The organism is Priestia sp. YIM B13486 (assembly GCF_042787865.1).
Lineage (GTDB): Bacteria > Bacillota > Bacilli > Bacillales > Bacillaceae_H > Priestia > Priestia megaterium.
Window position 1 is genome coordinate 289,831 of the sequence record NZ_JBHZOZ010000003.1, and the last position, 13,589, is coordinate 303,419.

Here is a 13,589-nt window from a genome sequence, read left to right on the forward strand (position 1 = left end):
TATATTAGTAATCTATAGGTATAAAAAACACCTTTCACCTCTCTAATATACCTGAGAGATGCGTTTAATAAATTATTCATTTGTCGGAACGGGAAGACTCTTGAGGGTTGTAAAACAAAAAGCCATTTTTTTCGCAAAATGTAAAGGAGGCTCGACAGATTGAATATGAAGATACATAAGGACCGGTTCTGTAAAAAGCCAATGGTTATGCAAAGCGCTTACGATAAGACCTTGCCGCGCAGCAGCTTCTGTAAAACGGGGGATTTCTTCTTGTAAAATAGCAATCTCAGCCAAGTTTAACGCATTTCCCTGTGCGTCTATCGCTTCAAATGATACACCAACAGGAACGACAGAGCTGCTTTTCCGCCCTTGAACATGAGCTTGAAAGCTTCTTTTAAGAGACACTGAGCATCCTGTTGGACTAATTTTGCTTTTAGCGTTTAAAATCTGGCCAAACTGCTGACAAATTTCATTTGTAGTATACATATAAGCTCCTGCCTTTCTTCTAGACTCTTAGTAAGCTTTATGACATCAGAGCTTCACTTATGCAAACAGTGTTCTTATAAAAAAATCCCCTTCACGTTGAAGAGGATTTTTTTATTATTCAGCATGCGATGAGCGTTCATTTAACAAATTTTCATAAAAACGGGCAAGTGAAGCAGAAAGGTATGGAATAGACCATAAAAAGCCGATTCCTAGTGTAATAATACTTAATAAAAACCAGCCAAGAAAGCTTAGTAGCAGCAGGAAGTACTGTCCTTTATAACCATTCATCAACCTGCGGCTTTCTGTAATCGCTTGATTCATCGAGTAAGTAGGATTGTCTTTACAAATATAGTACGTTTGTGAATATGCCAGTGCTTTGATAATTCCAGGAATCAGTAAAAGCAGTGACCACAGCATCACATAAAGAGTCATCAGTACATAAATTCCTAGTGACTTTACATAAAGACCGAAGTCTTGGAATGTTTTAAACAAATGTCCCAATCGGACAGATTCACCTCGCGCCAAACCTAAAAATGCCCAGTAGTTCGCCATGAGAAGAGGCGAAAAGACAATAGCAAAGGCAGTTGAAATCCATGACGCCGAATCAGATTCATCTTTCATCCAATTGTCATAGCCGCCGCTTGCCACAATTTCAAATGGAATAGGCAGAAGCGTATATACTCCGTACGTCACCACCGTCAGTAAAATCGCAAGTCCCCAGCGATTCTTTAAAGAAGCTTTAGCTTCTCTTTTAATCGTACCGATGTTCATGTTGTTCCTCCTTTAATGTTGCAAAACAGTATCTTTTTGCTCGTATTAACATGTAAACCATGCACAATTGTTAATTTTGTATGAAATGAAAATAATAGTCAATAGGTTCTGAGATGAAAAGCAAAGATCCTGCGGAAAATTTTCACTAGACAGATAGAAATCGCTAAATAGGTACAATCTGCTTTTGAAGAAAGAGGAGGTGCAAAAGCACTGTGTGAGATGCTTTATTTTAGTACGAAGTGAAACTCTCATGGACAGACTTTCTAAGATAGGAGGGATTTCTATGTTTGAAATGATCAAAATGATGCAACAAGTCTTAAATGAAAAGGAATTTTCTTATTGGGTTCATCAAGATCTTTTTAGTTTTCAATGGTGGCTCATAGTGGTGATAAACGCTCTTTTTTTGCTACTTTTTTACTTTTTTATTGATAGACAGCGCCTCTTTTTTATGCTTCTCGTTTTTTTTATCAGTTTTGACATAGTCGGTTTGGTAGATGAATTCGGGAAATTTTTTAACCTGTGGTGCTATCCTCACCAGATGCTTCCGTTTACAGATCGCTTCAATACGGTTGACTTTGCTATTATTCCGGTAAGTATCGCACTCGTCTACCAATTTTTTAGCAAATGGAAATTTTTCTTCATCGCACATGCCGTTAATTCTGCCATTATTGCTTTTATAGGTATTCCGCTATTTAGAGCGCTGCATTTATATGAATTGCTGAACTGGACAATTTTTTATTCTTTTCTCACAGTATTTATCATAGGAATTGTGGTGAAAATCATTAGCGATTGGATGGCAGGTAAGAATAGACGCTATAGAATCAGCTGAACAAACCATACTTATATCTATACGGGATATGAGTATGGTTTGTTTGTATGAAAATAACGCGTTATTTCTTTATAATAGGCGTAAGAGGAGATGAATAAAAAATGGAGAACGCTACCCAAATATTTTATGAATTAGAATGCATGCACTTAAAATCAGAAGTACGAACCTCTGCTAAAGAGCTTTCAAACATTCTTGCAGATGATTACGTGGAGTTTGGCAGTTCGGGCACGGTATGGAAACGAAAAGATTACAATAACAATCATGTACTCTCGCCAGATGTATTCGAAATCTCTCATTTTCATATAGACGTATTGTCTCCTGACTGCGTATTAACTACCTATCATCTTATGAACCATACGGCAGAAAAAAAGACGCTTCGCAGTTCTATTTGGCGAAAAAGAGAAGAAAAGTGGCGTTTGTTTTTCCATCAAGGCACAGTGACAAACGGTGATCAATAAATAAGATTATTCGGTTATTATTATACTTTCCCTCTATTTGATGCTATGATGAAAGTATATTTTGACGTAAGGGATGTTTTGAGATGAGCAAAAATAACGTAAAAAAAGAAGTGTTTTCATGGATTAAGTCCATTGTTATTGCATTGGTTATTGTAGTGGGAGTTCGCCATTTTTTATTTGCGCCAACTACAGTTCACGGGGAATCGATGTATCCAACGTTTGAAGATTCAAACCGCGTTATTTTAAATAAAATCAGTGATGTTGATCGCTTTGATATGATTGTATTTCATGCACCGGATGCAGATGAAAATTATATTAAACGTGTAATTGGACTGCCAGGAGATACGGTAGAAATGAAAAACGACGTTCTATATATTAACGGTAAAGCTTATAAAGAGCCGTATTTAAAAGAATCTAAAAAATCTCTTGCACCTAATGAAAAATTCACGGAAGATTTTACGCTTCAAACGCTGCCTGCAACTGATGGCAAAGTGAAGGTACCGAAAAATTCACTGTTTGTAATGGGGGACAACCGTCCTGTAAGTCATGATGGACGAGCATTTGGCTTCATTCCACAAAAATCAGTTATCGGAAAAGTGCAGTTTCGCTACTATCCATTAAATGAAGTAGGCGAACCGAAATAAAAAAAGGAAAAAAGGCTGGCGGAATTTAATTCGCCAGCCTTTTTTATTGGGTTAAAAGAACTGATTTTAAAAAACGATTTGCTTTATGCAAGTTAAACATCTTCTAAGAAATCAGTAAATTAGACCTTGTTTTTTTCTTTGTTTAGGAAATCATAAGGGTGTTTAAAAAGGGACTTCTAGGTGCCTATGTTACTTCAAAGTAAGAGATAGTACTGATAGGTAAGTAGTTTTTATGGGTATACAGATATATGAAGATAAAGAAACAAGGATTTTGGAAAGGAGCAGGTCAGCATGAAAAACGTATTAATCATTAATGGACACGAGTATTATAAAAAATCAAAAGGAGAGTTAAATCAAACGATTTTTAACGAAATGCAGCATTTACTCGCTGATCAATTTGATATTAAAACAACGGTGGTTGATAAAGGCTACGAAGTAGAAGAAGAAATTGAAAAGTGGCTATGGGCTGATGTTGTGATTATGCAGACGCCTATTTACTGGTTCAGCATTCCCGGAAAGTTTAAGCAATATATTGATCGCGTGTATATGGATAACATTTTCTTTAAAGGCTCCAATCAATACGGGCGAGGCGGCTTATTAACGGGGAAAAAATACATGTTTTCTCTCACGTGGAATGCGCCGGAAGCTATTTTCGACAATGACGAAGCTTTCTATGAAGGAAAAAGTTTAGACGAAGCCATTATGCATTTGCATAAAATGAATCAGTACGTCGGTATGAGTCCATTTCCAACTTACTCTATTCATGACGTAGTCAAACATCCAAACATTGATCACTACAAGCATAAATTAGAAAATCATGTAGCAGAAGTATTTGGAATAGGAGAGCATCAATAAAAATCGATACTACAAAAAACCTGACTGAACAGTCGGGTTTTTTTATTCACTGTGACGCAAAAATCGTAGTCAAAAACAGTTTTTCTTTTTCTTTCTGATCACTAGCGAAATGTCTACAATGGTAAGGAAGAGTTAACCATCAAGTTGCACAATAACTCGACCAGAAGTGGTAATGAAAGCGTAAACATTTTAGTGGGGATCAGTGATAGAATAAATTTAAGCAAGGGGGGAGCAATTGATGCATCTAGATGAAAGGAGCAATTTAATTTTAAAAAGAGTAGTTAGTAATCCAGGTATTTCTAATATGGAATTAGAGAGAAAATATCATCTTTCACGGAGGCAGATTAGCTACAGCTTTACAAAAATTAATGACTGGTTAAAGAGTAACAACTATCCAAAAATTCAGCGAACGAACGGGGGGAATTTTATTATTGATCCTCTTCTAATGGAACTGTTTGCTGAAAAAGTCGAACACTCTGCTGGAAGCTATATTCCGTCTGAAAAAGAAAGAGCTCAATTAGTTTTGCTGATGCTATTAAGCAGCGAAGAAGAATTATCTTTACTTCATTTCTCGAGCTCGCTATCAGTGAGTAAGAATACGATATTAAGAGATATGAAATACACACAAAAACTTGTAAATGATTATAATCTTGAAATTGTTTATTCACGAATGTATGGATACGACATAGTCGGAAGTGAATGGAATAAAAGAAAGCTGCTTATTGAAGTACTGCGGACCGTCTATGACATGTATCAAGGTGAGACGTATATTCAGATGTATACAGGAATTTCAAAGGAAGAAATTCAGAAGTTAAAAGGGCAAATGGAAAAAGTAGAAAAGCGTTTAGCCCTTCAATTTATCGATCAAAAAATAAAACTTCTTCCATATACAATAGCTATTTTGTTAAAAAGAATTAAAAAAGGAAACTTAATTAAAGATCCTTATCATATTGACTATGAAGAATTATCGGATACAAAAGAGTTTGAAGCTGCTGAAATTTTAATTGAAGAAGCTGCTTGTATCCCCAAGGAAGAACGGTTATTTATTACACTACAGCTGCTTACATCTAATGTTCTATCTTCTCAATTTTTAAGAGATGAAGAAACTCTTGAACTAAAATCTTCACTGAAGGATAGTCTTGCATTATTTGAGAAAAAAGCATGTATTACTTTTAAAGAAAAAGAAAAGCTGCTTCAAAAATTAGTGCTGCACATGAAACCCGCTTACTACCGTATTAAATACCAGCTAACTACTAACTATTCAATAATTAAAAAAGTAAGTGAAGAATTTGAAGCCATTCACTATATTGTAAAAGATTCATTAAAGCCTTTTGAAACTTATATTGGCTGCCCTATTCCTGAAAGCGAAGTAATGTTCATTACCGTTTTTATTGGTGGACATTTAATTAACAGTGGCGAAACGATACAGCTGAAAAAGAGAGCGGTTGTTGTTTGTCCTAACGGGGTATCCATTTCACATTTGATGGAGCACACGCTGCGCGATTTATTTCCAGAGTTTTATTTCTACGAAGCTCTTTCAATTCGAGAATTTGAGCAATCAAAAGCAGAATTTGATATGGTATTTTCTCCTGTTCCTGTCCAGACTTCTAAGCATTTATTTATTGTGGAACAATTTATTTCAGATTTTCAAAAGCTGCAGCTTCGGCAGAGAGTCATTCAAACCATATTCGGTTTAAATACATCCGTTGTAAACATTGAACAGTTAATAAGTGTCATTGAAAAATACGCAAAAGTTGATCAAAAGCCTCAACTTCAAAAAGCGCTGCAAGATTATTTTTCTCTCCAAGTATTAAACGAAACAAGTGAAAATCAAGAATACAGTTTAGCAGATTTAATTACACCCGAAACAATTGTGCTGCGCGATCAAGTGGAAAGCTGGAAGGAAGCTATTTCAATAGCCGCTTCCCCGCTTTTACATAAAGGTATTATTACTGAAGCTTATATTGATAAAATGCAGGAACAGTATCCGTCTATATCTCCACATATTGTACTAAGACTTAATGTTGCAATACCTCACGCAAGCCCTGAGGATGGCGTTCAAGCAGTAGGCATGAGCTTACTTAAGTTAAAAGAAGGCTTATTGTGCGGAGAGCAAAAAGTTCATTTTATTGTTGTTATCGCAGCTATTGATAAAAAGAAACATTTAAACGCTATGCTGCAGCTGATGAAGTTAGCGGAAATGAACGGGGTAATAAATGAGATGAAACGGCTAAATGAAAAATACAAAATCTATGAAATAATTAAAACGCACTCTATCTAATCATGGTACAGAATGTATAGCAAGGAGGATACAATCGTGACATTACAGCCTTTTTTAAAAGAAGAGTTATTGAAGTTAAATAGTATATGTAAAGATCAAGCAGATATCTTTGAAATGGTGTACAAAGAGGCATTTGGCAAAGGGTATGTCGGTGAAAACTTTTTGACAAAAATTAAAGAAAGAGAAGCATCTTTTCCGACGGGGCTCCAAATAGGCGATTACAGTGTAGCAATCCCTCATACAGATCCAGAGCACGTTTTTGAACAATTTATTAGTGTGATTACCTTACAAAAACCTGTATCGTTTTATTTAATGGATGATAATACAAAAAAAGTGGATGTGCGCATTGTGCTTCTATTAGGTTTAAACCAGCCTCACACCCAGTTAACAGTACTTCAGGAGCTGATGCAAACAATTCAAGATCAGCAAAAAATAGAGCAATTATTACAGGCTCAAAATCAAAGGGATGTTCAAGCTATTTTTAACGGAGTTGAAAAAATTAGTACAAAAGGGGAGAAGTAAAATGAAAAAGTATACGGTATTAGTAGCGTGCGGAGCGGGAATTGCAACATCAACAGTGGTGTGTGAACGAGTAGAAAATTTATTAAAAGATAACGGCATTAACGCGGAAGTTGTGCAATGTAAAATTGCCGAAGTAGCTTCCCGCCAAGAAGGAGCGGATTTAATTGTATCGACAACAATTTTACCCACAAAGTACAGCATTCCAGCATTAAGCGCAACCTCCTATATCACAGGGATTGGCATGGAAGCACTGGACCAAAAAATAATAGATGCCTTAAATAAAACCTTTGCTAATTAATTAGTCAGAAAATTAAAAATAATAAATCAGGAGCTGAACAAAATGAAAAAATATACGGTATTAGTAGCATGCGGAGCGGGAATTGCAACATCAACAGTGGTGTGTGAACGAGTAGAAAATTTATTAAAAGACAATGGCATTAACGCGGAAGTTGTGCAATGTAAAATTGCCGAAGTAGCTTCTCGCCAAGAAGGAGCGGATTTAATTGTATCGACAACGATTTTACCTACAAAGTACAGCATTCCGGCATTAAGCGCAACCTCCTATATCACAGGGATTGGCATGGAAGCACTAGATCAAAAAATTCTGACGCATTTACAAGCATAGGGATCACGCGTTGCCTCCATTTTAGGAAATGACAAAAGAAAAATGAGGGATGGATATGGATAAACTTCTATCAGGTGTGCAAGCAGTATTAAATCTAGGACCTACAGTTATTTTACCAATTGCCATTTTTATCTTAGGCCTGTTATTTAAAACAGGAGCAAAAAAAGCGTTTAAATCCGGAATTACAATAGGAATTGGTTTTGTCGGCATCAACTTAGTTATTGATTTACTTGTAAAAAACTTAGGACCAGCAGCACAAGCAATGGTTGAACGATTTGGATTAAATCTAACTGTTATCGATACGGGATGGCCTTCTGCCGCTGCAATATCTTGGGCATCTCCCGTTGCAGCTATACTAATTCCTGTTTGCTTGTTTGTAAATATTATTTTGCTTTTGTTAAAACTGACTAAAACGCTTGATATTGATATTTGGAACTATTGGCACTTTATCGCTGCTGGCGCAACAGGATACGTTGTCACAGGAAGCTGGTGGTTTGCAATATTGTGTACCGTTCTGTATGAAATTGCTGTTTTATTTGTAGCAGATAAGACAGCGCCAATGGTTCAAAAATTTTACGGGTTAGAAGGAATTTCTCTTCCTACGGGCTCTACAGCTGCATTTGGACCAATTGGTATTTTGGTAGGTATGGGTGTATCAAGGATTCCAGGGATTAAAAGGTTGAACGCAGATCCCGAATCTATTCAAAAACGTTTTGGTATTTTCGGTGAACCAATGATGATGGGTTTAATCTTAGGGTGTGTAATCGGTATATTAGCAGGCTATGACCTTGGTAAAGTTTTTCAAGTAGGTATTTCAATGGGAGCGGTTATGCTTTTGATGCCTAGAATGGTTAAAATCTTAATGGAAGGACTTATTCCAATTTCTGAAGCAGCTCGTTCTTTTCTTCAAAAACGATATGGTAATCGTGAAATATATATTGGATTAGATGCGGCTCTTGCAGTAGGACATCCATCCGTTATGGCTACAGCACTGTTACTTGTCCCTATTACATTACTTTTAGCTGTCATTCTACCTGGAAATAAAGTATTGCCGTTTGGGGATTTGGCAACCATTCCTTTCTATGTAGCTTTTGTTGTGGGCTCATTAAGAGGGAATATTATACACTCTCTTATTTCGGGCACTGTTATGGTAGCGCTATCACTTTATATGGCAACGAATTTTGCAGATGTGCATACACAAATGTTATCAGGAGCTCAGTTTTCTATGCCAGAAGGTGCAACACAAATTTCAAGTTTAGACATGGGAGGAAACTTATTTAACTGGCTTATTCTTAAATTCTCTCAGCTGTGGGCTTCTATTTTTTAAAATAGGCATAAACAGGAGGTAAGACAATGAAAGCAGCTGTGCTACATGAAAAAAATAAAATCATTTATCAAGATATTGGGATTGATTTCTGCCGAGCGAATGAAGTCAAAATAAAAGTAATGGCAGCAGGAATATGCGGATCGGATACACACAAAATGACAAGCAGATGGAAGTATCCGCTACCTGCCATTATGGGACATGAATTTGCTGGGTATATCGTTGAAAAAGGGGGAAAAGTAGTAGATTTGAACGTTGGAGACAGAGTAGCTGCTATTCCGTTTAAACCGTGCAGCACATGTGAATATTGCCAAAAAGGGCAGTATTCACTATGCGAAAACTACGGAATGATTGGTGCGCAATCATTTGGCGGATTTGCTCAGTATGTCAATATTCCAGCTTCAAATGTTATACAAGTAGGAGAGATGGACTTTGAAGAAGCAGCTATGATAGAACCTTTAGCAGTAGCGCTTCATGGAGTACTTAATATTCATCCGCAAATAGGAGACACTGCAGCAGTCTTTGGAGCAGGAGTCATTGGCATGCTGACGATTCAATGGTTGAAAATTGCGGGTGTAAAAGAAATCATCGCCATCGACATTTCTAGTGAAAAGCTGGCAGAAGCGAGGGCCATGGGTTGTGAAAAAGTGATTCATGCCCGTTATGAAAATGTCCTTGAAAAAATCAATGAATATACAAAAGGAAGAGGAGTGGATCTTGCACTCGAATGTGCAGGTTCCACTGTCACTCAAGAGCAGTGCCTGCTTGTTACTTGTAAAAAAGGGAAGGTTGGATATTTAGGTATTGCTTATTCAGATGTGTGTTTATCTGAAGCAGCATTTGAGAGTATTTTTAGAAAAGAGCTTACATTGCAAGGTTTCTGGAACTCTTATTCTGCACCGTTTCCCGGGAAAGAGTGGAAAACAAGCGTTGACTTTATTTTAAATGGAAAGATTAGATTAAAAGAATTAATTTCTCATCGATTTAAGTTAGAAGACACGCAAAAAGCATTTAATATGATTATTAATCGAGAAGAAGCTTATGGAAAAGTGTTAATAATTCCAAATAAGGAGTGAAAAAATGAAGGCAGTCATGAAGGTAGAGCCAGGCTACGATAAGATGCTGTTAAAAACAATCCCTGAATTAGGAGTTCAGAAAAACCAAGTGAAGATTAAAGTAGCGTATACCGGAATATGCGGTACGGATATTCACACGTTTACAGGTCAATATAAAAATTCCCAGACGCCGGTTGTGCTTGGGCATGAGTTTTCCGGTATAGTCGTTGAAGTAGGGGAAGATGTAACAAAAGTAAAAGTTGGCGATAGAGTAACCAGTGAAACAACATTTGTGACGTGCGGAGAGTGTGATTATTGCTTAGAAAAAGACTATAATCTGTGCGCTCATCGAAAAGGGATAGGCACACAAATAAACGGCAGCTTTGCTGAATATGTTATTTCGCGTGAGGAAAGTGTCCATGTGCTGCCAGATACAGTCGACCTAAAAGCAGCTGCTTTAACTGAGCCTCTAGCTTGCTGCGTTCATGCAGCTTTAGAAAAAACGATTGTTAAAAAAGAAGATAAAGTATTAATTTTTGGTCCAGGTCCCATTGGTTTACTGCAAGCACAAGTTGTAAAAGCACAAGGAGCGTTTGTTATATTAGCAGGTATAACAAAAGATCAGAAGCGTTTAGAGTTAGCTAAGTCTTTAGGAATCGACGTAACTGTAGATATCCAAAAAGAAAGCTTAGAAGAAATTGTGCTGACCTATACAAAGGGATACGGTGTTGACAAGTTATTTGAGTGTTCAGGTGCTGTCCAGGCGTTAAACCAAGGGTTGCCTCTGGTTAAGAAAAAAGGAACGTTTGTACAAGTAGGAATTTTCTCCGAAAAATTAAACCTTTTAGATCAAGAATCTATCATCCAAAGAGAAATTACATATATTGGAACGCGTTCTCAGAAACCAAGTTCTTGGCATATTGCTTTAAAACTTCTTGAGGAAAAGAAAATTAATACAGAGAAAATGATCACTAAAATTGTACCTCTTGATTATTGGCGTCAAGGATTCGAAGCCGTTCTATCAGGTAATGAAATAAAAGTGCTTGTTCAGTCGTAGAAACGAACTATATAAATAATGTAAATCAGGGAGGGAGGAAGTGTGAAAGATACCCAAATGGAAGCAGGTTTATATTGTAACAGTTGCAAAGAAGAGCTTCCTCACCACGTTTATTATATTAACGGCAAAATTGTACGCGTAGAGTGTCAAGAATGTAGGCGTACAATGGTATTTAAAGTTGATGTTTTGAAAGAGTTCTATAAAGAGGTCTACAAGCGTGTCTTTACTAAACCTAACCGAGTATCAAAAGAATATAAAAAAGATATAAATAGATTTTTAACTGGAATTCCGATAAGGTTAGTGAGCAAGCCTTATCGTCTAATGAAAGATTTTAATGAATCCATGCATACTATTCACCGTTACAAAAAACGAACTGCTAGAAAATAAAGGGCCGGTTGCCTGTTGTTATAGCTGGTGCATCAATGCATTTTTTCTAGCTACATAAAAAAGCAGCTTTCTATACATGTATAGAAAGCTGCTTTTTTACGTGACAGTTTCAAACTTCAGGGTGTGAGGTGGGATAGTTTTTGTTTACCCGTCTATATCTAAATAAAACAATCTAAATGATAATGAAGTAGAAATTATTTATTCCGTTTGTTTATAAATTGTTTAAATATAAGAAGAAGCAGTTTAGCTTTGGAAAATAAGGGAAGAAGTATACTAACTTGCCTGTGTATATTTAGAAAAGGAGGGATAAAGATGTCGTTAGCTCATTTTGATGATATTTCAGAAATTTGCTATGCATGTGAAAAACAGCCTCTTGGGAAAAGACAAAAACGCATTGGCGTATGGACGGAAAAAGAAATGAGAAAGCCTGTTGAAGAGAGAGTAGAAAATCAGAAGGTGGTCGCCCTTTCTCGTTAATGTAAAAAAGCCTTTAGCTCATCTAAAGGCTTTTTTACATATTGGCGTTTGGACATGTGTGAAGGGTCATAGAAGCAATCGTTATAAATCTTCTAGTCTTTGAACTTTTTTGCCTTCTATTTTATGCTGTTCCATTGTTTCTTTTAACTCTTTGTTCGCCGTTGTCATCGTTGTTTCATTTGTTACGCCCATAAATGACCAGCCGTGAGATTCAAGCCAGTACTTGAATTCCCGCAAAAACTCTTCCTGCGTTCCTCCCGTATGATAAAAAGCTCCTTGAATTGTAATAGCCGGTTTCTCCGTGTTATACGTCACATACATTTTATTTGCACACATCCGAATAGACCTCCTCTATTAATAAACAAACGTAAATTGACAAAGAAGCGCTGAATCATCCCTCAATAGTTACACTATTTCTCTATTTGACTGCTGTTTTCCTTTTTATCTCTGCGATTAATCATAATAAAATCAAGTTTTTTACAGAAAGAGGAATGTAAGTAAACAGATAAAAAGCTCGTTTCGCAATCAAACCGTCATATTTCTACATATTCTTTAAGGGTCATGTAAAAGTTGTAACATAATGAATGGCACTGTAAGAAACTTAATCCAATTAGAACAAATGTTACTGTTTTTTTTAATGAAAAGGCGAATCTATGTGCTAAGGTAATAACAGGTTCAAATTTTAGGAGGTAGTTTTTGTGAGTAAAAAACGTGTAAAAAAATGGGCAGTTGCTTCTGCAGCGTCTGTAGCATTTCTAGCAAGTCAAGGAACAGCATCAGCAGCAGCTTCGCACAAAGTCGTAAAAGGAGATACCTTGTGGGGGCTTGGCCAACAAAATGGGGTTACGGTAGATGAGCTAAAAGGTGCTAATAACCGCCAAAACGACATGATTTACGTTGGAGAAACATTAACGATTCCTGACCAGGGACAAGCACAACCTGCCGCTAGTCCGGCAACATCTGTACATACAGTAGCACAAGGCGAAACGTTATATCATATTGCAACACAAAACGGCATGACTGTGGATCAGTTAAAAGCTGTTAACGGTTTACAAAGTGATATCATTACCATCGGACAAACGTTAAAACTTCAAGGAGAAGCACCGGCGCCGGCACAAACTGCTCCGTCTACATCGGTTTCTGCACAAGATCAAGATTTACTAGCAAGATTAGTAGAGGCAGAAGCAAAAGGTGAGCCGTACCAAGGAAAAGTAGCGGTAGCAATTGTGGTATTAAACCGTGTAGCTTCACCGGAATTTCCAAATAACATTCACGACGTTATTTATCAGCAGCTAGGAAACGGCGTATATCAATTTTCACCAGTAGCAAACGGCGCAATTAATCAGCCTGCATCAGAAGAATCAAAACAAGCGGTAAGCGAAGCATTATCAAACCCGCATGAAAACGATGCGCTGTTTTTCTATAATCCGAAAATCGCTGAAAGCCAATGGGTTGCAACGCAGCAAGTAACGGCAGTTATCGGAAACCATGTATTTGCAAAATAAGTAGATTTCTTTCAAATATAAACATATATTTCATATATATGTAATGTTGATACAGAGAGACTGCCACAAAAGTATTTTGCTTAAAGTTAAATCTGAACCATTAATCGTTATTAATGGTTCGGATTTTTTTGTTGTTATGGTAAACGCAGATTTCATATATGTAGTGGTTTCTAGCTGTTAATTGGAGGGCAAGGCGAAGACTCCTGCGAAAAAAGCGGAAAGCGAGAAGCCTTGCACGGAAATCAAGATCGGCGTACTAAGCGATCCATACGAGTTAATGTATCTAATTTATTCATCTTTAGATTAATACAGT

17 protein-coding genes are annotated in these 13,589 nt (G+C 36.8%); 14 read left to right on the plus strand and 3 right to left on the minus strand.

All coding sequences use genetic code 11. From position 1 onward, the window contains the following. Window positions 1-72: 72 nt before the first annotated feature. Both ACFX4G_RS09750 and ACFX4G_RS09755 read right to left on the minus strand, forming a co-directional pair. Window positions 73-486 carry a DUF1259 domain-containing protein gene (locus ACFX4G_RS09750; RefSeq protein ID WP_377574359.1) on the minus strand — a complete coding sequence of 138 codons (414 nt, stop codon included), beginning with the start codon at window positions 484-486 and terminating at the stop codon, window positions 73-75. Window positions 487-600: 114 nt separating this feature from the next. Beyond that, window positions 601-1,257, minus strand: a complete 657-nt coding sequence (locus tag ACFX4G_RS09755; protein WP_043981401.1) for a DUF975 family protein — start codon at window positions 1,255-1,257, stop codon at window positions 601-603. A gap of 283 nt (window positions 1,258-1,540) precedes the next feature. Here ACFX4G_RS09755 and ACFX4G_RS09760 point away from each other — a divergent pair, with 283 nt between their 5' ends. The 13 genes from ACFX4G_RS09760 (at window position 1,541) to ACFX4G_RS09820 (ending at window position 11,771) form a co-directional block, all read left to right on the plus strand. Further along, on the plus strand, window positions 1,541-2,086 hold the full coding sequence (locus tag ACFX4G_RS09760; protein WP_230183395.1) for a CBO0543 family protein: 546 nt from the start codon (window positions 1,541-1,543) through the stop codon (window positions 2,084-2,086). Between the two features lie 101 nt (window positions 2,087-2,187). Beyond that, window positions 2,188-2,544, plus strand: coding sequence for a nuclear transport factor 2 family protein (locus ACFX4G_RS09765; RefSeq protein WP_097822777.1), 357 nt, complete (start codon window positions 2,188-2,190; stop codon window positions 2,542-2,544). Window positions 2,545-2,627: 83 nt separating this feature from the next. Beyond that, window positions 2,628-3,188 (plus strand): signal peptidase I, encoded by a 561-nt coding sequence (lepB, locus tag ACFX4G_RS09770; protein ID WP_025751067.1) that lies wholly within the window; start codon window positions 2,628-2,630, stop codon window positions 3,186-3,188. A 291-nt stretch (window positions 3,189-3,479) separates the two neighbouring features. After that, window positions 3,480-4,043, plus strand: a complete 564-nt coding sequence (locus ACFX4G_RS09775) for an NAD(P)H-dependent oxidoreductase (RefSeq protein WP_377574363.1) — start codon at window positions 3,480-3,482, stop codon at window positions 4,041-4,043. A 238-nt stretch (window positions 4,044-4,281) separates the two neighbouring features. Further along, window positions 4,282-6,324 carry a BglG family transcription antiterminator gene (locus ACFX4G_RS09780; protein ID WP_097822775.1) on the plus strand — a complete coding sequence of 681 codons (2,043 nt, stop codon included), beginning with the start codon at window positions 4,282-4,284 and terminating at the stop codon, window positions 6,322-6,324. A 36-nt stretch (window positions 6,325-6,360) separates the two neighbouring features. Beyond that, window positions 6,361-6,846: a PTS sugar transporter subunit IIA gene (locus ACFX4G_RS09785; RefSeq protein WP_097822774.1), complete on the plus strand. Its 486-nt coding sequence runs from the start codon at window positions 6,361-6,363 to the stop codon at window positions 6,844-6,846. 1 nt (window position 6,847) lies between these two features. After that, window positions 6,848-7,144: a PTS sugar transporter subunit IIB gene (locus ACFX4G_RS09790; RefSeq protein WP_097822773.1), complete on the plus strand. Its 297-nt coding sequence runs from the start codon at window positions 6,848-6,850 to the stop codon at window positions 7,142-7,144. A 42-nt stretch (window positions 7,145-7,186) separates the two neighbouring features. Continuing rightward, window positions 7,187-7,471 (plus strand): PTS sugar transporter subunit IIB, encoded by a 285-nt coding sequence (locus ACFX4G_RS09795; protein ID WP_050691017.1) that lies wholly within the window; start codon window positions 7,187-7,189, stop codon window positions 7,469-7,471. A 55-nt stretch (window positions 7,472-7,526) separates the two neighbouring features. Then, window positions 7,527-8,798, plus strand: a complete 1,272-nt coding sequence (locus ACFX4G_RS09800) for a PTS galactitol transporter subunit IIC (protein WP_097822772.1) — start codon at window positions 7,527-7,529, stop codon at window positions 8,796-8,798. 26 nt (window positions 8,799-8,824) lie between these two features. Then, complete coding sequence (locus tag ACFX4G_RS09805; protein ID WP_377574370.1) at window positions 8,825-9,871, plus strand: galactitol-1-phosphate 5-dehydrogenase; 1,047 nt, start codon at window positions 8,825-8,827, stop codon at window positions 9,869-9,871. A 4-nt stretch (window positions 9,872-9,875) separates the two neighbouring features. Beyond that, window positions 9,876-10,907, plus strand: a complete 1,032-nt coding sequence (locus tag ACFX4G_RS09810; RefSeq protein ID WP_097822770.1) for a zinc-binding dehydrogenase — start codon at window positions 9,876-9,878, stop codon at window positions 10,905-10,907. Between the two features lie 42 nt (window positions 10,908-10,949). Continuing rightward, on the plus strand, window positions 10,950-11,294 hold the full coding sequence (locus ACFX4G_RS09815; protein ID WP_013057895.1) for a hypothetical protein: 345 nt from the start codon (window positions 10,950-10,952) through the stop codon (window positions 11,292-11,294). Between the two features lie 312 nt (window positions 11,295-11,606). Continuing rightward, the gene (locus ACFX4G_RS09820; protein WP_013057894.1) at window positions 11,607-11,771 is read left to right on the plus strand and encodes a hypothetical protein; all 165 of its coding nucleotides are present in this window, start codon (window positions 11,607-11,609) and stop codon (window positions 11,769-11,771) included. Window positions 11,772-11,852: 81 nt separating this feature from the next. On the opposite strand, the gene ACFX4G_RS09825 is transcribed toward ACFX4G_RS09820, so the two are convergent. Further along, on the minus strand, window positions 11,853-12,107 hold the full coding sequence (locus ACFX4G_RS09825) for a hypothetical protein (protein ID WP_013057893.1): 255 nt from the start codon (window positions 12,105-12,107) through the stop codon (window positions 11,853-11,855). 362 nt (window positions 12,108-12,469) lie between these two features. Here ACFX4G_RS09825 and ACFX4G_RS09830 point away from each other — a divergent pair, with 362 nt between their 5' ends. Then, window positions 12,470-13,276, plus strand: a complete 807-nt coding sequence (locus tag ACFX4G_RS09830) for a cell wall hydrolase (RefSeq protein ID WP_097822769.1) — start codon at window positions 12,470-12,472, stop codon at window positions 13,274-13,276. The last annotated feature ends 313 nt before the right edge of the window (window positions 13,277-13,589 follow it).

Excerpts from the sequence above, each read along its gene's own strand:
- ACFX4G_RS09750 (WP_377574359.1), bottom strand. The coding sequence starts at position 486 with ATGTATACTACAAATGAAATTTGTCAGCAGTTTGGCCAGATTTTAAAC.
- ACFX4G_RS09755 (WP_043981401.1), bottom strand. The coding sequence starts at position 1,257 with ATGAACATCGGTACGATTAAAAGAGAAGCTAAAGCTTCTTTAAAGAAT.
- ACFX4G_RS09760 (WP_230183395.1), top strand. The coding sequence starts at position 1,541 with ATGTTTGAAATGATCAAAATGATGCAACAAGTCTTAAATGAAAAGGAA.
- ACFX4G_RS09765 (WP_097822777.1), top strand. The coding sequence starts at position 2,188 with ATGGAGAACGCTACCCAAATATTTTATGAATTAGAATGCATGCACTTA.
- lepB (WP_025751067.1), top strand. The coding sequence starts at position 2,628 with ATGAGCAAAAATAACGTAAAAAAAGAAGTGTTTTCATGGATTAAGTCC.
- ACFX4G_RS09775 (WP_377574363.1), top strand. The coding sequence starts at position 3,480 with ATGAAAAACGTATTAATCATTAATGGACACGAGTATTATAAAAAATCA.
- ACFX4G_RS09780 (WP_097822775.1), top strand. The coding sequence starts at position 4,282 with ATGCATCTAGATGAAAGGAGCAATTTAATTTTAAAAAGAGTAGTTAGT.
- ACFX4G_RS09790 (WP_097822773.1), top strand. The coding sequence starts at position 6,848 with ATGAAAAAGTATACGGTATTAGTAGCGTGCGGAGCGGGAATTGCAACA.
- ACFX4G_RS09795 (WP_050691017.1), top strand. The coding sequence starts at position 7,187 with ATGAAAAAATATACGGTATTAGTAGCATGCGGAGCGGGAATTGCAACA.
- ACFX4G_RS09800 (WP_097822772.1), top strand. The coding sequence starts at position 7,527 with ATGGATAAACTTCTATCAGGTGTGCAAGCAGTATTAAATCTAGGACCT.
- ACFX4G_RS09805 (WP_377574370.1), top strand. The coding sequence starts at position 8,825 with ATGAAAGCAGCTGTGCTACATGAAAAAAATAAAATCATTTATCAAGAT.
- ACFX4G_RS09810 (WP_097822770.1), top strand. The coding sequence starts at position 9,876 with ATGAAGGCAGTCATGAAGGTAGAGCCAGGCTACGATAAGATGCTGTTA.
- ACFX4G_RS09820 (WP_013057894.1), top strand. The coding sequence starts at position 11,607 with ATGTCGTTAGCTCATTTTGATGATATTTCAGAAATTTGCTATGCATGT.
- ACFX4G_RS09825 (WP_013057893.1), bottom strand. The coding sequence starts at position 12,107 with ATGTGTGCAAATAAAATGTATGTGACGTATAACACGGAGAAACCGGCT.